The following is an 18,583-nucleotide window of genomic DNA, read 5'->3' as shown; positions in this document are numbered from 1 at the left end:
TTCGGTCTCAAGCAGAACGATAAGTCGTCGACCCGCTAGCGCCAACGACCGGCGGATCAAGAAATGGTCACCGACCGACCGGCATCCGGTACGAGAGCCCGGCGGCGACGAAGATCAGCAGCGCGCCGACCCCGAAGGCGACCGGGTAGGAGACGTGGTCGGCCAGCACCCCGGCGACCAGCGGCCCGACGATCGCGCCGAGGTCTCCGGCCATGGAGAAGATCGCGACACCGCGCCCGGCTCGGCCGCCGGCCGCGTCACCGACAGCCGCGGCCGGAGCCGGGCCGAGGAAGGCGGCCCCGACGCCGTAGACGCAGAGAATGATCACCAGGCCCCAGACGTTCGGGGCGAACGGGATGGCGAGGGCCGAGGTGGCGGCGATCAGGCAGCCGGTGATCATGGCTGGCCGACGTCCGACGGTGTCGGTCATCCGGGCGGCCGGCAGGACCATGATCGTCTGAACCACCGAGGCAACGGCGAACGCGATCCCGGTCCAGGCCGGTTGCCCGTGCAGTACCTCGACCATCAGGACCGGGACCAGCGAATTACGGACGCCGAACGACGTCCAGCCGTGGGCCACATTGGTGAAGCAGGCGGCCTGGAAGCGTCGGTCCTTGATCAGGTCGGCGATCGGGACCGAAGCGCTTGCGCCGTCGGTCCTCCCAGTGTCGGAGGATCGGAGCAGGATCAACCCGATGGTGCCGGCCACGACCAGAGCGCCAGCGTAGAAGAAGAACGGGGCGGTGAGGGAGATGGTTGACAACCCGCCGCCGACCGCCGGCCCGGCCATGCTGCCGATCAGGAAGCCGCCCTGGAAGAACCCGGTCGCCCGCCCGCGCCGGTCCGGCGAGACCGACGCCAGCAGCAGGGTCATCGCCGACACGGTGAACATCGCCGAGCCGATCCCGCCGATCCCGCGCAAGATCAACAATTGCGGGTACGTCTGCGCCAGCCCGGCGAGTGCGGCCGAGATGGCGACCAGATACATGCCGGTCCCGAGCACCAGTCGCTCGCCGAACCGGACGATCAACCTGGCGCAGAACGGGGCACTGACTAGTCGCATCAGCGCGAAGGCGGAGAGCACCGCGCCGATCTCGAAGTTGCCGACCCCGAACGTCCGCGCGAACACCGGCAGGACCGGGATCAGGACGCCGAGTCCGACTGCGACGCAGAAGGCGATGATCCCGAGCACGATCACCGACCGGGGCAGGCGTGCGCCTCCGGCGGGTCTGGCTGGCGTCACCGGCAGGCCGTCGTCACTGGGGAGAAGAAATCACGCATCCCGCTGGGTCAGGATGATCGGGCCGTCCGCGGTGATCGCGATCGTGTGCTCGGAGTGCGAGCCGCGGGACCCGTCCTGGCTGCGCAGGGTCCAGCCGTCCTGGTCGGTGTAGATCTTGTCGGTCGTCTCCAGGAACCACGGCTCGATGGCGATCACCAGGCCGGCCTTCAGAGGCAGACCGCGGCCGCGCCGGCCGTTGTTGGGGACGTGCGGGTCGCCGTGCATGGTGCGGCCGACGCCGTGGCCGCCGAAGTCGGTGTTGATCTTGTAGCCGGCCTTGGTGGCGACCTGGGCGATCGCGTACGAGATGTCGCCGAGCTTGTTGCCGACGCGGGCCGCCTCGATCCCGGCGGCCAGCGCGACCTCGGTGGTCTCGATCAGCTTGAGGTCCTGCGGCCGGGGCATACCGACGACGACGGAGAGGGCGGAATCGGCCACCCAGCCGTCCACCTCGGTGGCGAAGTCGACGCTGAGCAGGTCACCGTCGGCGAGCTGGTAGTCGTGCGGCAGGCCGTGCAGGACGGCGTCGTTGACGGAGGTGCAGAGCACCTTGCCGAACGGGCTGGCGCCGAACGAGGGGTGGTAGTCGATGTAGCAGGACGTGGCGCCGCGATCCTTGATCATCTGGTGGGCGAGCTCGTCCAGCTCCAGCAGGTTGACGCCGACGTCGGCATGCTTGCGCAACGCGGTCAGCACGGAGGCCACGAACTGGCCCGCCGCACGCATCTGCTCGATCTCTGCCGGGGTTCGATACTCGATCACAGCCCGATTCTGCCTTGTCGGACGATTTCACGCCCGTCGGGGGCGGGTCAGAAGAAGAGCCGTGCGGCGCCCCAGGCCTTCCGGTACGGCCAGCCGCGCGGGATCGGCTCGATCGGGGGCGCCTCGGGACAGGGCTCGTCGGAGGAGCACCAGAACTCCTCGCCGTGCTGCAGGACGCGCCAGGCGCCGCACTCGCAGCGCTGATAGCACCGGCCCGACTCCGAGGTCGAGCCGTCGGACCAGCCGTGCGAACCGGCAGGGCGGGGGAATCTCCGCGGCGGGAACATGCCCCAAGGATCAGGTAAGCCCATTGTCTCAAACAACCCTTACGCGCCGTTCCCGGTCACGACCACGGGGTCACCGGCCGTGGCTGCGGGATCCCGTCGAGCGTGAGATCCACCCGCTCGTCGAAGAAGCAGATCAGGCCGCGCACCTCGACGGCGTCGGACAGCGGCTCCTCGTACGACCAGCACAGGTCCGGCACGACGCCGCCGGGAAGCCGGGCCGACCAGTAGCGGGCCGTTCCCTTGTAGGCGCATTCCGTACGCGTGTCCGAGGGGATCAGCAGGTCCTGCCGCACGTCCTCGGCCGGCAGGTAGTAGCGCGGCGGGATGTGGGTCTCGAACAGGAGCTTCGGCCGGCGGCTCTCGGCGAGCGGCTGCCCGTCCCGGCTGATCACAACGTGCCGCGAGCCCTGCCGGACGTCGATCCGCTTGAACGGGTCCCTGGGATGCGCGTAGATCCGGTCCTCTTCTTCGCGCCACTCGTCGAAGGCGGCGAAGTCGAGCACGACGTGGCCGGCCAGGTCGGGGTCTGCGCAGCGGAACGCGGCACCCGGCAGCTCACCGTCGTCCGAGCGGAGGGTCAGGGAGGTGCCCGGCGTCGTGTGCACCGTGAATGCCGTTCCCGGGTCGAGGACCGGCGGCCCGCCCTCGCCGAGCCGGATCGGATGCTCGGCCGCCTCGGTCGGGTCCGCCGGGATCAGGGTGCCGGCCAGGTCCGCGATCGGGACGGCATAGGACGGAACGACCCGTTTCGGTTCCCAGACCAGCACCGCACCACGGGTGTCGACCAGCGCCCGGCCGTGCGCGAACGCCCGGATCCGCTTCGGCGTGGGTTCGTACTGCAGTTCGCTGAGCTGCTCGATGACGCGGCGTCCGACCTGGAGGGCCATGGCCTCAATGTCCGCCCGGACCGGGGTTCGGTCAACCCAAATCAGCGGATTCGACCCGGCGCCGCGCAAACTCGATCACGTCGTCGAGGACCGCGTCCTGGTTGATCTCGTTGAACACCTCGTGCCGAGCCTCCGGATAGACGATCTCGGTCAGGTCGGTGCCGCGGAGCCGCTCGATCCCTTCCCGGGTGGGCCCGATCGGGACCAGCGTGTCCGCCTCTCCGTGCACCCACAGCGTCGGCAGGTCGCCCAGCTCGCCGCCGTCGTTGATCACTTCGAGGGTACGGGCGATCGACCGCAGCATCGGGCGCTTGAAGGGTCCGTGCCAGACCAGCGGATCGGCCGAATAGACGGCGCCGACCGCGTCGTCGCGGGACAGCGTCGAGGTGTCCAGCGGGTCGTCCGGAATCTCGTCCAGCTCGGCCAGCGCGGTCGGGTGCCAGGAGCCGAGCACCGGCCCGGACAGCACCAGCGCCAGCAGCCGATCCCGGTGCCGCTGGGCATAGCGGGCCGCGATCATGCCGCCCATCGAGTGACCGATCATGATCACAGGGAGGCCCGGATTCCCTGCCACGGCACGGGAAACGACCGCGTCGACATCGTCGACCACGGTCTCGAAGTCTTCGATCAGGACCCGGTCGCCGGCCGAGACGCCGTGCCCTTCATGATCAGGTCCGGACACGGTCGCGCCGGCCGCGTTGAGCCGGGTCGCGACGTGTGGGTAGCGGCCGAGATGCTCGCCGTACCCGTGCACCAGGATCGCGATCCAGCTCGGCTCGGCGACCGGCCAGTCGTGGACGGCGATGCTGCCGTGGCTGCCCTCGATCGTCGACACGGTCATCGGTCAGCAGGACCCGTCGTACTCGCCGATCGCGGCGACCTTGGCGGCCGAGGCCGACTCGGGGTCGAAGACGTACCCGAGCCATTCCCGGGCCAGTCGCCGGGCCAGTTCGATGCCGACGACGCGCTGGCCGAAGCAGAGCACCTGGGCGTCGTTGCTGAGCACGGAACGCTCGACCGAGAACGAGTCGTGCGCGGTCACCGCTCGGACGCCCGGCACCTTGTTGGCGCTGATCGCGACGCCGAGGCCGGTGCCGCAGACCAGCAGGGCCCGGTCGGCCTTGCCCTCGGTGATCAACTTGGCCGCCTCGACCGCGACGTGCGGATAGGCGGTGTGCTCGTCGGCCCCGACGCCGACGTCGATCACCTCGGTCACCCGGTCGTCGCCGGCCAGGTCCTGCTTCAGGATGTCCTTGTACTGCAGGCCTGCGTCGTCACAGCCGACGACCACGCGCCACTTCGGTTCGCTCATCATCTATCCCTATCCATTCCGGTACAGCTCAGCCACCACCGTGACACACCGGGCGAACGACACCGCGCCCGCGTCCGGCGTTCCGACACTGCGTTCGGCCAGCGGCCTGGCCCGGCCGACCTTCGGCCGCAGCTCGGCGGTCCGCCCGGCCGCCTCGGTGGCGGCATTCGCGCCCGCCGCCCAGGCCGCCCGCCAGTCCGCGCCGCGACCGATCTCGGCCTCGACGGTCTCGGTGAACGGGAGCCAGGCGTCCAGCATGGTCTTGTCGCCAGGCTGCGCCCCGCCGAGGTCGATCAAGGCCTGGTACGAGGCCCGTACCGCCTCCGCCAGCGCCGTTCCGTCCGGTCGTCCGGCATCGCCGAGGCGGGCACCGAAGGCGGTCAGCGCGGCGCCCCAGAGCACGCCGGAGGTGCCGCCGGCCCGGGCCGCCCACTGCTCGCCGGCCGCCCGCAGCACGCCGCCGGCTCCGGCCCCGGCAGCGACGGCCGCCCGGGCCGCCTCGCTCCCGGCGTGCGAACCCTTCACCATCCCGCGACCATGATCACCGTCGCCGGCCACCGCGTCGATCCGGCCCAGTTCCTCCTCGTCGGCCGCCATCGCCTCGGCGATCGCCGCCAGCGCCTCCGCGATCTTGGTCGCGACCTGCTGCGACTCCTCGTCACCCGCCACAATCTCAACGTGCGCAGGGCTTGTCGAAGCGTCCTGATCCCGGCGTGGTCCTTCGACAGGCTCAGCACGCGTGGTCCCGCGGCGGAAGGTCGGCGTGTCCGCCGGGGCGAGCCAGAGCCGTTCGAGTTCCTCGTCCAACCAGGTGATCGTCAGCGAGCAGCCGGCCATGTCGAGGCTGGTCACCAGCTCGCCGACCTCCGGCCGGACCACCTCGAAGCCGGCCTCGCGGAGCAGCCGGGCGGCGGTGCCCCAGACCACGAACAGCTCCTCGTACTTGGTCCGGCCGAGCCCGTTCAAGATCACCGCCAGCCGCCGCGGTACGTCGTCGGGCACCTCGGCCAGCACTCCGTCGACCAGCAGCCTGGCCAGTTCGTCCGCCCTCGGCAGCGCCTGCTCGGAGACGCCGGGCTCGCCGTGAATGCCCAGCCCGACGCCCATCTGGCCGTCCGGCACGGTGAACAGCGGCTGCTCGGCGCCGGGCAGGGTGCAGCCGGCGAAGGCGACGCCGAGGGTACGGGTCGCGGCGTTGCTCGCCTCGCCGACCCGGAACACGTCGTCGATGCCGTACCCCTCCTCGGCGGCCGCCGACATGATCTTGAAGACGGTGAAGTCGCCGGCGATGCCGCGCCGCTTGTCGTGCTCGTCCGGGCCGGCGCTGGCGATGTCGTCGGTGACCGCGAGGTAGCGGGCGTCGATCCCGTCCGCGCGCAACTGCTGCACGGCCAGGCCGAAGTTGAGCACGTCGCCGGCGTAGTTGCCGGTGGTCAGGATCACGCCCGCGTCGCCGTGGGCGGCCCGCGCGACCGAGGCGGCCTCGGCGGCGGACGGTGAGGTGAACACGTTGCCGATCACCGCGCCGTCGGCGAAGCCGGGCCCGACCGTTCCGCAGAACGCCGGGTAGTGCCCGGAGCCGCCGCCGGTGACCACGGCCACCTTGCCCGGCCGGGTCGCGGTCGCCCGGACCACGCCGCCCGGCACGCCGACCACGTAGTCGGCGTTCGCATCGAGGAACCCGGCCACCAGGTCCTCGGTGAACGTCGCCGGATCATTCCACAGCTTGGTCATGCCACCACTCCCCAAAGTTCCGGCTGTTGATCAACGGATGCGTTCCGACGTGTCCGGATGGAACAGGTAGATCCGCTCGGGCGGTGCCGTCAGCCGGACCTGGTCGCCGACCGCGTACATCTCGGCGGCGGGCGTCTGGACGATCACGTCGCCGATGTCGCCGGCCAGATCGAGCGTCGCCTGGCCGAACTCCATCAGATGCTCGAAGTACTGCACGGTCACCTCGATACCGGCGCCTTCCCTGGCCAGCAAGGCGTCCTGCGGCCGGACGCCGACCAGCACCCGGTCGCCGTCGGCGCCGCCGGTCACGGCCACCGGCAGCTCGCCGTCGCCGACCCGGACCGCGCGCCGATCACCGGAAACGATCAAGGTCCCCTCGACGATGTTGATCTGCGGCTCGCCGACGAACCGGGCCACGAACAGGTTGGCCGGGTCGTCGAACACCTCGTCCGGAGTCCCGAACTGCTGGATCACGCCGCCGTCCATCACGGCCAGCCGGTCGGCCAGGCTGAGCGCCTCGACCTGATCATGGGTGACCACGATCGTGGTGTAGCCGAACTCCCGTTGCAGCAGCTTCAGTTCCCGCCGGACCCGGTTCCGGGCCGACGCGTCCAGGTGCGACAGCGGCTCGTCGAGCAGCAGCACCGGAGGGTTGCGGACCAGGGCCCGGGCCAGCGCGACCCGTTGCTTCTGCCCGCTGGACAGGGCGGACGGCCGCATCCCCAGCAGGTCGGTCATCTCCAGCCGCTCGGCGATCTTGGTCACCAGGTCGGCGGCGCCGGGCACCTTCCGTGCCTTGAGCCCGTACGCGAGGTTCTCCCGGACCGACAGCGGCGGATAGAGGGCGTACGACTCGAAGCCGACCCCGATCCCGCGCTTCCCCGGCGGCAACTGGCTGATCTCCCGCTCGCCGATCCGGATCGAACCGCTGGTCACGGTCTCGAGCCCGGCGATCATCCGGAGCGTGGTGGTCTTGCCGCAGCCGGACGGGCCGAGCAGCGCGATCAGTTCGCCCGGCTCGATGTCGAGGTCGATGCCCTTGACGGCATGGAACTCGTGCCGGCCCTGCGGGTTGTAGATCTTGTTCAGCGAGCCGAGGGTGAGGCTCTGTGCCACCTGGGTGGCCGTTGCGGTGCTCATGATCAGGACTCCTTCCGGCGCGGCGCCGGCGCCGCGCTGCCGAGTCGGGCCGTGTCGCCGTCACCGGCGGCGAACAGGTGGACGTGCTCGAGGTCGACCCGGACCGAGACGTCGACGCCTTCCTCGGCCAGCGGGCCGCCGGGCGACAGCCCGATCAGGGTCGCGCCGCCGAGGTCGACCGAGACCTCGATGTTGCGGCCCAACCGCTCGGCCAGGATGACCCGGCCGGGCACGGCCAGCTGCCCTTCGGCAGGCTCAGGGCGCGTGGGTTGGGTCAGCTCAAGATCACTGGGCCGGATGCCGATCCGTACCTGATCGCCGGCACCCAGTCCAAGATCACCGGGCACCGGAATGGCGAACTTGGTGTCCGGGATGATCACGTTGCCGCCGTCGACCACCCCGTCGACCAGGTTGATCTCCGGCTGGCCGAGCGCCCGGGCGACGAACGTGTCGGCCGGGTGGTGCCAGATCTCCGCCGGGGTGTCGACCTGGATCAACGTCCCGTTCCTGATCACCGCGATCCGGTTGCCCAGCGCGAGGGCCTCCTGGTAGTCGTGGGTGACGTAGACCGTCGTCGTGTTGGACATCGCGCTGAGCGTCTTCAGCTCGGCCCGCATCTCCGCCCGGAGCTTGGCGTCCAGGTGGCTCAGCGGCTCGTCCAGCAGGTAGACGTCGGCCGGCCGGACCAGGACCCGGCCGAGGGCCACCCGCTGCCGCTGCCCGTTGGACAGTTCCCGCGGAAGACGATCTTGCAGGTGGTTGACGCCGAGCGTCGAGGTGACCTGGTCGATCCGCTCCTGCTGCTGCGCCGGCGTGTACCTGCCGGTCCGGCCGGACTTCAGCGGCGAGGCGAGGTTCTCCCGGAGCGTCTTCTGCGGATAGAGCGCGTACGACTCGAAGGCCATCGCCACATTGCGGTGGTACGGCTCCACCCGGGTCATGTCGGTGCCGCCGATGTGCACCGTACCGGCGTCGATCTCGAGCAGTCCGGCGATCGACTTGAGCGTCGTGGTCTTGCCGGCACCGGACGGGCCCAAGATCACGAAGAACTCACCGTCGCCGATCTCCAGCGAAAGATCATCGACGCCCACGGTCTTGCCGTAGTGCTTGGTCAGGTTGGCCACTTCTACGGTTGCCATCAGGACTTCACCGCCCCAAACGAGAGGCCCTGCACCAGGTAGCGCTGGATGGTCAAGGCCAGCACCAGCGGCGGCAGGGCGCCGATCACCGCGGCTGCCGCGGTGAGGTTGTAGTAGGCCTGGCCGCCGCCGCCGAGGAACTTGGTGATCGCCACCGTGACCGTGCTGGCCGCGGTGTCACTCAAGATCAACGGGAAGACGTAGTTGTTCCAGGCGAAGATGAACGCGAGCAGGGCGGCCGCGGCGATGCCGGGCCGGACCAGCGGCAGCGCCACCATGACGAACGCCTGCCGACGGGTGTAGCCGTCCAGCAGTGCGGCCTGCTCCAGGTCCTCGGGAAGGTCCTGGAAGTACGACCGCAGGATCCACACCACCAGCGGCATGGTGACCAGCTGCAGGACCCAGATCATGCCGACCTGGGTGTCGAACAGGCCGACCTGGTTGTAGATCACGAACAGCGGCACGATCACCATCAGCTCCGGCGCGAACCGGAAGGACAGCATCTGGAACATCAGGTCGTTGGAGCCGCGGTACTTCCAGCGCCCCGCCGCGTAGGCGGCCGGGATGCCGATCAGCAGCGAGACGATCACCGCGCCGCCGCAGTTGATCAGGCTGGTCAGCAGCGCCGTCTTGTAGTCGACGCTGGTCAGGTCGGTGCCACGCTGGGACAGCACGGTGGCGAAGTTCTCCAGGGTGGGGGAGAAGACGAAGAACGTCGTGGTCTGCTCCGCCTCGGTCTTCAAGGACAGCAGCACCATCCAGAAGATCGGGAACAGCGAGAACAGGAACCAGCCGAGCAGGATCAGGTCACCGCCGATCCCGGCGGGGGTGAACCGGCGCTGGCCGGGCAACAGCTCGCGAGCCATGACTCAGCCCTCCGATCCGGCGGCGCGGGCCTGGGCCTTGCCCAGCACGCCGACCAGGTAGCGCGCGGTGATGAACACGATGATCCACAAGATCAACATGTAGGTGGAGCCGCGCGAGTAGTCCATGTTGGTGATCGAGTCCTCGAAGGCGCCGATCTGCAGCGTCCGGGTGGCCACGCCGGGCCCGCCGGAGGTGAGCACGTAGATGTGGTCGAAGACCTTGAGGTTGTCCATGAACCGGAAGATCACCGCGACCAGGATGTACGGCCAGATCATCGGCAGCATCAGCCGGCGGAACATGTAGAACCAGTTCGCCCCGTCCACGTCGGACGCCTCGAACGGTTCCTTCGGCAGCGACCGGATCCCGGCCAGCACCAGGATCGCCACGAACGGCGTGAAGATCCAGATGTCGACCAAGATCACCGAGGCCAGCGCGTTCTGCCGGCTCAGCCAGTCGAACGTCGCGCCGAGGCCGAAGATGTGGTTCAGCACCCCGAACTGCGGGTTGAACATCAGCTTCCAGATCACGCCGGCGATCACCGGGGCGATCATCAGCGGCAGGATCAGCACCTTCTCGAAGATCCGGCCGATCAGACTCGACCGGTTGAGCAGCAGCGCGATGATCACGCCGATCACGGTCTCCAGCGCGGTGGCCGCGACCGCGAACAGCAGGGTCACCCCGGCACTGCCCCAGAACTTGGTGTCGGTGAGCACCGACTGGAAGTTGGCCAGGCCGACGAAGCGCGGGTTCGGGTTCACCGCCGCGTAGTTGAGCACCGTGTAGATGGCACCGATCGCGAACGGGTAGAGGATCCCGATGATGATCGCCACCGCAGGCACGGACAGCAGATAGGGGCGCAGCTTGCGGCGCCAGTCCGGCACCTCCGGCGGAGCAGGCCTGGCGGCCCGTTGCGCCGGGGCGTCGGGAGGAGTTTCGGTCGTCGTCATTGTCGCGTCCTCCCTCAGAGATTGATCTTGGATGTGTTGGTGTTGGCGAGGCTGTCCAGCCGGGTCCGGGCGTTCTCGCCGCCGTAGATGTCCTGCAGCGCGACGGCCCAGTCCTCGGTGGTGCCGAAGAACTTCTTCTGCGGCGAGAACTGGATCTTGGACTCCTTGATCACCGTCTCGAACGCCTCCAGATAGCCCGGCTGATCACTCAGCTGGCTCTTGAAGACCGAGTCGAAGACCGAGGCGCGGACCGGATCGGCGAAGCTGCCGCTGCCGACGGCCTTGCCCAGCGCCTCCTTGCCGGTCGCCCACTGGATGAACAGCCAGGCGGCGAGCTTGTTCTTGGCCTGGGAGTTGATCGCCCAGGACCAGGTCCACAGATTGGTCTTGTAGTTGCCGTCCGGTCCGGCCGGACCGGCATACCAGCCGAGGTTGCCGGACTCCTTGGAGACCCCCGGCCGATTCTTCGGATAGGTCGCCGAGTCGGCGTCGTAACACATCATCGCGACGCCGTCACCAAGATCACCGGTGGCCTGCGGATATTCGTACGTGGTCCACGAGGTGGGTCCGGCCCGCCGCATCAGCTCGATCCACTTCTCGTGGAACGCGACCGATCCGTCCGCGTTCATCTGGGCCTTGAACTGGCCGTCCTCGTAGAGGTAGTCGACGCCGCCCTCACGGCTGAACTGGGTCATGAAGCCGGGATGGATCGTCGCCCACGACTTGGAGCCGCGAGCGGCCACGCCGTAGCGGTTCTCGGTCCGGTCGGTCAGTTCAATCGCCAGCTGGATGAAGTCGTCGAACCGGTCCGGCAGGGTGATGCCGCGCTGGTCGAAGACCTTCTTGTTGTAGGTGACGACGTTGTTCTCGAACCCCCACGGGATCGACCACTGGCCACCGGTGCCGAGCGGGCTGCCCTGGTTGAAGTCCCACTGGGTCGACTGGCGCAGGCCTTCGTAGATGTCCTCGAAGTCGTACTCGTCGTTGGTCGCCGAGGAGTTCTCGATCCACGGCTTGAGGTCCTCCAGCCAGCTCGGCGGTCCGTACTGCCAGATGAAGTAGGCACCGAGCATGAACGCGTCGTGCTTGCCGGTGCCGCCGGCCAGTTCGGTGTTGAGCTTGGTGAAGTAGCTGCTCTCCGGCACCAGGTCGGTGATCACCTCGATGCCGGTGAGTTCGCTGAACTCCTTCAGCAGCGGCTGGAAGGCCTGCTGGTACGGGTGCGGCGTCTGCAGCAGCTTCAGCGTGGTGCCGGACGCCTTCTTCCAGTCGAAGCCGCCGCTCACCGCCGACGCTCCGTTGATCGCCTCCGGAGCACCGCCGATGCCGCAGGCGCTCAGCAGCGGGGTCGCGGCCGCCGCGGCGCCGAGCCCGAGCGCCGCGCGCCGGGTCAGTCTGTGATCAGCCATGCTTCTTGCCTCTCCGTTGAGTAATGCCACACGCTCCCTGAGCTTGTCGAAGGGCCAAGCCCCATGAGGCTCAAGGCCCTTCGACAGGCTCAGGGCACTGCAGGGTCAGGGAATCAGGGAGACCTTGATCGACGACGTCCCGTCGCCGACCAGGTCGAGGCCCTTCTGGAAGTCCGCGAGCGGCAGCTGATGGGTGCAGATCTTGTCCATCGGCAGCCGGCCGGACTGGATCAGCCGGATCGCCGCCGGCCAGCAGTTCGGGCCGAGGTGCGCGCCCAGCACGTCGAGTTCCTTGTCGTCACTGATGATCGACCAGTCGACGGTGACGTCGTCGCGGAAGACGCCGTACTCGACGTAGGTGCCGAGCTTGCGGAGCAGGTTCAGCCCCTGCAGGACGGCCGCCGGGTGCCCGGTGCCCTCCAGGTAGACGTCGGCGCCGTAACCGTCGGTGAGGTCCTTGACGATCTTGTCGGCGTCCTCCTCGGCGATGTTGATCACCACGTCGGCGCCGCACTCCTTGGCGATCTCCAGCTTGTGCGGCGCCATGTCCAGCGCGACCACCTTGGCTGGGTTCTTCGACTTGGCGCCGGCGATCATGCCGAGGCCGATCGGGCCGCAGCCGGCGACCACGACCACGTCGTCGAAGCCGATGCCGGCCCGCTCGACGGCGTGCAGGGAGCAGGACAGCGGCTCGGCGAACGCGGCGTGGTGGGCCGGGATCTCGTTCGGGACCTTGTGCACCAGCGCGTCGACGCCGTAGATCATGTACTCCGCCATCGCGCCCGGGGTCCGGCGCTTGAAGCCGTAGATGTCGTGCGGGCCGCACATCCAGTACTGGCCGCGGAGGCAGTAGCGGCACTTCCAGCAGGGCACGATCTGCTCGCTGACCACCCGGTCGCCGACGCCGACCTTCCAGCGCTCGGCTGCCGTGTCGTCGAGCTGAACAACCGTTCCGGCGAACTCATGGCCCGGGATCACTTCGGTCTCGGCCCAGGCCGGCCGGGACGCGTCGCCCCAGAACTTGGCCGCACCGTGGTAGCACTTCAGGTCACTGGCGCAGATGCCCACCGCGTCGACCTTGACCAGTGCCTCGCCGGGGCCCGGAGTGGGGACCGGAACCTCTTCCAACGTGTAATTCTCGGGGCCGTGACAGATGACGGCCTGCATGGATTGCGGGATCTCCGCGGGGTTCGACATCGAGCTCCTCCAAGTCATAGCCAACTCCGGAGAGCCACGCTCCGGCGTGCTAGGACGACTGTAAGCGAGCTCCGTACATATGTCCAGAACAAAGTTGCACGAATGAGAGAGTTGTGCACATCCGTTCAGATTCAGGAGGGATGTGGGTCATACTGTCCGCATGGCGATGACCAACGGGTCCGAGCCGCCGGCGGAGCGGCCGGCGGAGTTGGGGCGCCGTGGCAGCCCCGGCCACCGCACCAACGAGGCCAGCCACTTCCCCGCGTCGCTGCTCTACACAGCGGCGAAGATGTACTACGACGACGAGGCGACCCAGGCCGACGTGGCCAGCCGGCTCGGCACCAGCCGGGCCACGGTCTCCCGGATCCTGGCCGAGGCCAGGCGGCGGGGCATCGTCCGGATCGAGATCATCCCGCCCGGCGAGGACTCCGACGAAGGGCTGGCCGACCGGGTGGCCGCGGCCCTCGGCCTGGAACGGGTCTACCTGTCTGCGTCGCTGCGCGGGGCGCCGCCGGTCGGCGACACGCTCGGCCCGGCACTCGCCCCGGCGGTGAGTACGGCGCTCGCCGAGGCGAACCTGGCCTCCGGGGACGTGCTGCTGGTCTCCTCCGGCCGGACCGTCTACGAGGTGGCCCGCTGCGAGCTGCAGCAGTTGCCCGGTGTGGTCGTCGCGCCGACCGTCGGCGGCCAGGACCAGCCCGAGGGCTGGTACCAGACGAACGAGATCACCCGGATGATCGCGGCCCGGATCGGCGGCCGGGCGACCTATCTGTTCGCACCCGCGCTGCCCGGGCCCGACCTCTACAAGACCTTGATCAAGGACCCGTCGATCCAGCGGGTGCTGCACCTGTGGCCGCGGGCGCGCTGCGTGCTGACCGGCGTCGGCGCGCCGCCGATGGTCCGCTCGGACATGCCGCTCTTCGTGCCGGCCGGCGCCGCCTCGCTGGTCGACGCGGTCGGCGACGTCTGCTCCCGGTTCTACGACCGCGAGGGCCGGCCGGTCCCGTACCCGGGCAGTGAGCGGCTGATCGCCCTGTCCCTGCAGGAGTTGCAGCGGATCCCGATCTCGATCGCCGTCGCCTCCGGCCCGGACAAGGTCAACCCGATCGTGGCCGGTGCCCGGGCCGGCTACTTCAAGCGACTGGTCACCGACCCGGCCACGGCCGAACGGTTGATCGCGGCGGTCGGCTGACCCGGTCCTGCCCGCGCCGCCGCGATGCCTGCCATGATCATCGGGTGACCAAGCTGCTGCTCGACGTCGACACCGGCATCGACGACTCGTTCGCCCTGCTCTATCTGCTCGGCTCGCCGGACGCGGAGATCCTCGGCATCTCCGGCACCGCCGGCAATGTCTCCGCCCGGCAGGTGGCGCTGAACAACCTGGCCTGGCTGGAACTCGTCGGGGCACCGGAGATCGAGGTGTGCCTCGGTTCGGAGATCCCGCTGATCCAGCCGTTGAAGACCTCCCCGGAAACCCATGGCCCGCAGGGAATCGGCTGGGCCGAGCTGCCGGCACCGACCCGCCAGGTCTCGGACCGGCACGCGGTCGAGCTGTGGAGCGACGTGGCACGCCGCCATCCGGGGGAGGTGGTCGGGTTGATCACCGGGCCGCTGACCAACCTCGCGCTCGCCGTACGTAAGGATCCGGAGCTGCCCGGACTGCTGAAGCGGATCGTGATCATGGGCGGCGCCTTCGATCACCCGGGCAACACCACGCCGACCTCGGAGTGGAACATCGCGGTCGACCCGGATGCCGCCAAGATCGTCTTCGACGCATTCAGCGGGCTGCCGGAGGACCGGCGTCCGATCGTCTGCGGTCTCAACGTCACCGAGACCATCGTGTTGCGGCCCGAGCACGTGATCAGGCTGGCCGAGGCGGCCGGGTCGACGCCGGCCGAGGCGCCCGCGCCGGACCAGCCGGACGGCACCCGGTCGACGGCCGGCAACCCGCTGATCAAGCACCTGACCGACGCGACCCGGTTCTACTTCGAATTCCACCGGGACTGGAACTGGGGCTGGTTCGCCCACCTGCACGACCCGTTGGCGGCCGCCGTCGCCCTTGATCAGGACTGGGCCGAACTGCGCGCCGCGACGGTGGACGTGGAGCTGGCCGGCGCGTTGACTCGCGGTACGACGATCGCGGACTGGGGCGGCAAGTGGGGCCGGGAGCCGAACGCCTGGGTCGCGGTCCGGACCGATCCCGAGCGGTTCTTCGACGTGCTCATCGGGCGGATCGGCGGACTGGCCCGCCGACTCGACCGGCCGGAGCCGGATCCGGGCTGACCCGGACCGGCCAAAAGCTCCCTCGAGGGTGGGCGGGGGGCCCAGCCCTCGAGGGAGCGGCTCTTGGGCCTACCAGGTGACGGTCACGGTCGCCGAGTCGGCCACGACCTGGCGACCGTTCGGATGGACCGGCACCAGCTGCACGACCGCGGTGTCCTCCTGGCCGAGCCTCGGCAGCGCGTCGAGGTAGTAGCAGTCCAGCGTGATCCGGCCCAGCCAGGTCAGGCCGGCGGTGCTGTCCGGCGTCCGTCGCCGGTACAGGTCGTAGTAGGCGACGCTCGGGTCGAACGTCCAGGTCAACCGCAGTTCGGCGCTGGTCCGAGCGGAGTTGATCTTGACGGCCTCGATCGCGAAGTCGGCCGGAGCAGCCGGGGCCCGCCGTTGCGCGGACAGGCTGGAGACGACCAGCTCGCCGATGTTGATCTTGTACGACGAGGCCCGGGTGGTGTTGCAGCCGACCGAGAGGGTGGAGATGGTCCGACCGGCGAACCGGTGCAGGCCGACGACCGCCTGCGACCAGCCGGTCGAACCTCGGCGGCTGCGCCAGCCGGCCGCCCAGGCGCCCTCCGTCTGGGGCCAGCCGCCGTCCTCCCAACCCCCGGAGCCGGTTCCGTACCCCCAGTCGGTTCCCCAGCCCGGGTTGGATTTCAGGGCGTCGACCCGGATCCAGAGCGGCTCACCCGGATCGTCCTCGAACTCCAGGCCGATCATGAGCCGGCTCGGCTCGTCGCCGTCGATCCGGTAGGTCAGGCTCAGCCAGGACGCCTCGTCGGCCGGGACCGGCAGGGACGTCTGGTAGAGCCGTACCTCGGTCGCGGTGGCCGGGTCGCGGTCGCTCTTGATCATGAGCGAACTGCCGCCGTTCCACGACGTGGTCAGGTCGTAGTCGACCGAGAGCAGGCCGGCCGTGATGGCGCTGCTGAACAGGTCCTTGGTCCACCACTGCCAGGTCGGCAGGAGGTCCTGGGCCCCGAGATTGAACCAGGGCCGATCGCTGGACCTGTCGCCGTCGATGAAGAAGGCGTCCGAGGTGCCGGTGTTGAAGCGGGTCACGAAGGGCAGGGTCCCGATCACCGAGCGTTCGGCGACATAGTTGGCCATGCCGTACGACTCCCGGCCCGACTCGTCGTTGTCCTGAGCCGGATTCTGAGTCTTGCCGGACCAGAACGTCCTTTCGGCGGCATAGACGGCGGAGCGGAGGGTGGGCAGGTCGGGGAGCTGACCGCCGTTGGCCTCCTTCGCGGCCTTGATCCCGTACTGGACGGTGGGACCTGCAGGGTTGAACAGGGCGATGCCGCCCACGGCCGGCCCGCTGCCGTTCGGTGGGACAGCGCTGCTGATGTTCGATCGGGACGTCACCGGTGCGAGGGAGCGTCGGTACCCCTCCAGCTCGATGCCGAAGAGCACCTGTCGGTTCGCATCCAGGTCCAGCGCCTCGATGGTGGCCTTGGTCTCGTTGAGATAGACGGAGAACGCCCAGTTGTAATCGAGGAAGTAGCTGTCCGCCGCGTCCGGGGTGGTGAGCCATTCCGCGGCGCTCGGGTCGATGCTCTGCCAGCTGTCCGGTGACGGCCCGTAGATCTGCAGGTAGAGATCGACTCCGCGGCTGCGGGCGCGTTTCGTCATCGCCTGGAACATCGTGAAGGCCAGCTGCTTGTCCTCGGCGGAGATGTAACCGGCCTCGGCATCGAACATGTAGCCGTCGAAGCCGAAGTAGAGCGCCAGATCGACGAGTTTGTTGCCGTAGATGAACTCCCCGTCGGCGTCCTGCCGGAGCAGATGATCAGCATCGAGGTTCGAGGCGTTGTCGTTGAACATGAACGCGATGCAGCGGCCGCCGTTGCGGTGCACGGCGTCGGTCAGCGCCGGATTGGGGATCGAACGCCAGACCTGCCAGTAGCCGACCACGTCGCGCTGCTGGAAGCGGGACAGGTAGAGGTTGGCGGCCGATCCGTACCTCGCCTCGGTGGCCCGGTCGGCGCCGCCGTCGAAGGCGTTGTAGAAGATCGAGAAGTCGGCGAGCTGCGGTTCGGGGTCGATCGCCGGGTGGGCCTGGGTTTCCCGTAGCGCGGGGAGTTGCTGCGCCCGGGGCACCACGGACCGGAAGTACTTGGCGTCGGGATCGTCCGCGGGGTCGTAGTCCGGCAGGATCGCCAGCAGCGCCGCCTGGCCGCCGTCGATGTAGAGGTTCAGGCCCTCCACGGTGGCGAACTTCGGCGCGATGGAGGTGGTCTCCGCCGCCGCCTCGCCGGCCGTACCGGTGCCGATCACGGCCGCCAGTCCGGCCGTTGCGGCGGCACCGCCGGCGGCCCTCATGAACTCGCGCCGATCGAGCCGGACCAAGGGCGGTGGGCCGGCGAGCGGTCCGGCGCTCGCCAGGGGTTCGTCGCTGAAAGCCTCCATGGCAGTACTCCCCGAGGTGAGCCGATGTCCCGCCGGGCGGCCCTCGCGAGGGTCCGCAGTCGCTGCGCTGGCGGGTACTGTATCGGTTTAGTAAGAGCTTGGAATCGGAGCGTATGGCAGATCTCGATCACTGGCAAGGGCAAAGCGAAACTCGGTGTGGAGCGTGCAGAATGACCCGGTGAGTTATGCCGAGCCGCCCCGCAGCTTCTACCCGATCATCACCGCCCTGTTCACGGCGACCTTGATCATCTCCAACGTCGCGGCCAGCAAGGGTGTCAGCTTCTTCGGTGATCAGTCGCTCGCCCTCGGGCCGCTGCAGATCCTGCCGATCAACACCGACGGCGCGTTCTTCCTGTTCCCGCTGGCGTACGTCCTCGGCGACGTGCTCAGCGAGGTGTACGGGTTCCGCGCCGCCCGCCGTACCGTGATCACCGGCTTCGTCACCCTGCTGCTGGCCTCGGCCTGCTTCTGGATCACCATCCAGCTGCCGGCCGCGTCGTTCTACGAGAACCAGGCCTCGCTGGAGGCCGTGATCGGCGTCGTCCCGAGGCTGGTGCTGGCGGGTGTCATCGCCTACCTGGCCGGCCAGCTGCTGAACTCAGCGGTGCTGGTCTGGATCAAGAACCGGTACGGCGAGCGCCGCCTCTGGGTCCGCCTGATCGGCTCGACCGTGGTCGGCGAGTTCGCCGACACACTGATCTTCTGCAGCATCGCCGCCGGCGCGATCGGCATCACCACGGCCGCCGACTTCATCAACTACGTGATCGTCGGCTTCCTCTGGAAGACCCTGGTCGAGGTCCTCGTCATGCCGATCACCTACCGCGTGATCGCCGTCCTCAAGCGCCGCGAACCCACCTACACCGACCCCGACAAGGTCCCGACCCCCGCCTAACCCCGAGCGCTCCCGACCCCTCACTCCTCGAACACCGCCGAC

17 protein-coding genes are annotated in these 18,583 nt (G+C 69.0%); 3 read left to right on the top strand and 14 right to left on the bottom strand.

Translation table 11 applies throughout. The annotated features are described in order from the left end of the window. Positions 1-67: 67 nt before the first annotated feature. The 13 genes from ACFQU4_RS04625 to ACFQU4_RS04565 all read right to left on the bottom strand — a co-directional run bounded on the left by ACFQU4_RS04625 (position 68) and on the right by ACFQU4_RS04565 (position 12,963). Complete coding sequence (locus tag ACFQU4_RS04625) at positions 68-1,243, bottom strand: MFS transporter (RefSeq protein WP_377487535.1); 1,176 nt, start codon at positions 1,241-1,243, stop codon at positions 68-70. Positions 1,244-1,273: 30 nt separating this feature from the next. Next, positions 1,274-2,044 (bottom strand): type I methionyl aminopeptidase, encoded by a 771-nt coding sequence (gene map / locus ACFQU4_RS04620; RefSeq protein ID WP_377487533.1) that lies wholly within the window; start codon positions 2,042-2,044, stop codon positions 1,274-1,276. Positions 2,045-2,091: 47 nt separating this feature from the next. After that, positions 2,092-2,331, bottom strand: coding sequence for a hypothetical protein (locus ACFQU4_RS04615; RefSeq protein WP_377487531.1), 240 nt, complete (start codon positions 2,329-2,331; stop codon positions 2,092-2,094). Positions 2,332-2,387: 56 nt separating this feature from the next. After that, positions 2,388-3,218, bottom strand: coding sequence for a DUF427 domain-containing protein (locus ACFQU4_RS04610; RefSeq protein WP_377487529.1), 831 nt, complete (start codon positions 3,216-3,218; stop codon positions 2,388-2,390). A 31-nt stretch (positions 3,219-3,249) separates the two neighbouring features. Further along, positions 3,250-4,059: an alpha/beta fold hydrolase gene (locus tag ACFQU4_RS04605; protein ID WP_377487527.1), complete on the bottom strand. Its 810-nt coding sequence runs from the start codon at positions 4,057-4,059 to the stop codon at positions 3,250-3,252. Between the two features lie 3 nt (positions 4,060-4,062). Continuing rightward, positions 4,063-4,530: a ribose-5-phosphate isomerase gene (locus ACFQU4_RS04600; protein WP_377487525.1), complete on the bottom strand. Its 468-nt coding sequence runs from the start codon at positions 4,528-4,530 to the stop codon at positions 4,063-4,065. Between the two features lie 9 nt (positions 4,531-4,539). Continuing rightward, entirely contained in the window at positions 4,540-6,264 is a 1,725-nt protein-coding gene (locus ACFQU4_RS04595) for a dihydroxyacetone kinase family protein (protein ID WP_377487523.1), read from the bottom strand. Positions 6,265-6,294: 30 nt separating this feature from the next. Continuing rightward, positions 6,295-7,404: an ABC transporter ATP-binding protein gene (locus ACFQU4_RS04590; RefSeq protein ID WP_377487521.1), complete on the bottom strand. Its 1,110-nt coding sequence runs from the start codon at positions 7,402-7,404 to the stop codon at positions 6,295-6,297. Between the two features lie 2 nt (positions 7,405-7,406). Further along, the gene (locus ACFQU4_RS04585) at positions 7,407-8,543 is read right to left on the bottom strand and encodes an ABC transporter ATP-binding protein (protein WP_377487519.1); all 1,137 of its coding nucleotides are present in this window, start codon (positions 8,541-8,543) and stop codon (positions 7,407-7,409) included. Then, positions 8,543-9,409 carry a carbohydrate ABC transporter permease gene (locus ACFQU4_RS04580; RefSeq protein WP_377487517.1) on the bottom strand — a complete coding sequence of 289 codons (867 nt, stop codon included), beginning with the start codon at positions 9,407-9,409 and terminating at the stop codon, positions 8,543-8,545. The genes ACFQU4_RS04585 and ACFQU4_RS04580 overlap by 1 nt, the downstream gene beginning before the upstream one ends. Before the next feature lie 3 nt (positions 9,410-9,412). After that, complete coding sequence (locus ACFQU4_RS04575; RefSeq protein WP_377487515.1) at positions 9,413-10,357, bottom strand: carbohydrate ABC transporter permease; 945 nt, start codon at positions 10,355-10,357, stop codon at positions 9,413-9,415. A 14-nt stretch (positions 10,358-10,371) separates the two neighbouring features. Further along, a complete protein-coding gene (locus ACFQU4_RS04570; RefSeq protein WP_377487513.1) occupies positions 10,372-11,766 on the bottom strand; it encodes an ABC transporter substrate-binding protein in 1,395 nt (464 codons plus the stop codon). A gap of 105 nt (positions 11,767-11,871) precedes the next feature. Continuing rightward, entirely contained in the window at positions 11,872-12,963 is a 1,092-nt protein-coding gene (locus ACFQU4_RS04565) for a zinc-binding dehydrogenase (RefSeq protein ID WP_377487511.1), read from the bottom strand. Between the two features lie 160 nt (positions 12,964-13,123). Between ACFQU4_RS04565 and ACFQU4_RS04560 the strand changes: the two genes are divergently transcribed. Both ACFQU4_RS04560 and ACFQU4_RS04555 read left to right on the top strand, forming a co-directional pair. Then, positions 13,124-14,155, top strand: coding sequence for a sugar-binding transcriptional regulator (locus ACFQU4_RS04560; protein ID WP_377487509.1), 1,032 nt, complete (start codon positions 13,124-13,126; stop codon positions 14,153-14,155). A 44-nt stretch (positions 14,156-14,199) separates the two neighbouring features. Then, positions 14,200-15,246 carry a nucleoside hydrolase gene (locus ACFQU4_RS04555; RefSeq protein WP_377487507.1) on the top strand — a complete coding sequence of 349 codons (1,047 nt, stop codon included), beginning with the start codon at positions 14,200-14,202 and terminating at the stop codon, positions 15,244-15,246. A 69-nt stretch (positions 15,247-15,315) separates the two neighbouring features. Here ACFQU4_RS04555 and ACFQU4_RS04550 read toward each other — a convergent pair whose 3' ends face one another. Continuing rightward, positions 15,316-17,649: a hypothetical protein gene (locus ACFQU4_RS04550; protein WP_377487505.1), complete on the bottom strand. Its 2,334-nt coding sequence runs from the start codon at positions 17,647-17,649 to the stop codon at positions 15,316-15,318. Between the two features lie 178 nt (positions 17,650-17,827). Between ACFQU4_RS04550 and ACFQU4_RS04545 the strand changes: the two genes are divergently transcribed. Next, a complete protein-coding gene (locus tag ACFQU4_RS04545; protein WP_377487503.1) occupies positions 17,828-18,541 on the top strand; it encodes a queuosine precursor transporter in 714 nt (237 codons plus the stop codon). Positions 18,542-18,583 lie beyond the last annotated feature (42 nt).

The organism is Microlunatus sp. GCM10028923 (assembly GCF_042666975.1).
Taxonomy (GTDB): Bacteria; Actinomycetota; Actinomycetes; order Propionibacteriales; family Propionibacteriaceae; genus Microlunatus.
The sequence above is the reverse complement of the archived record's forward strand: the minus strand, read 5'-3'. Positions and strand labels throughout refer to the sequence as shown.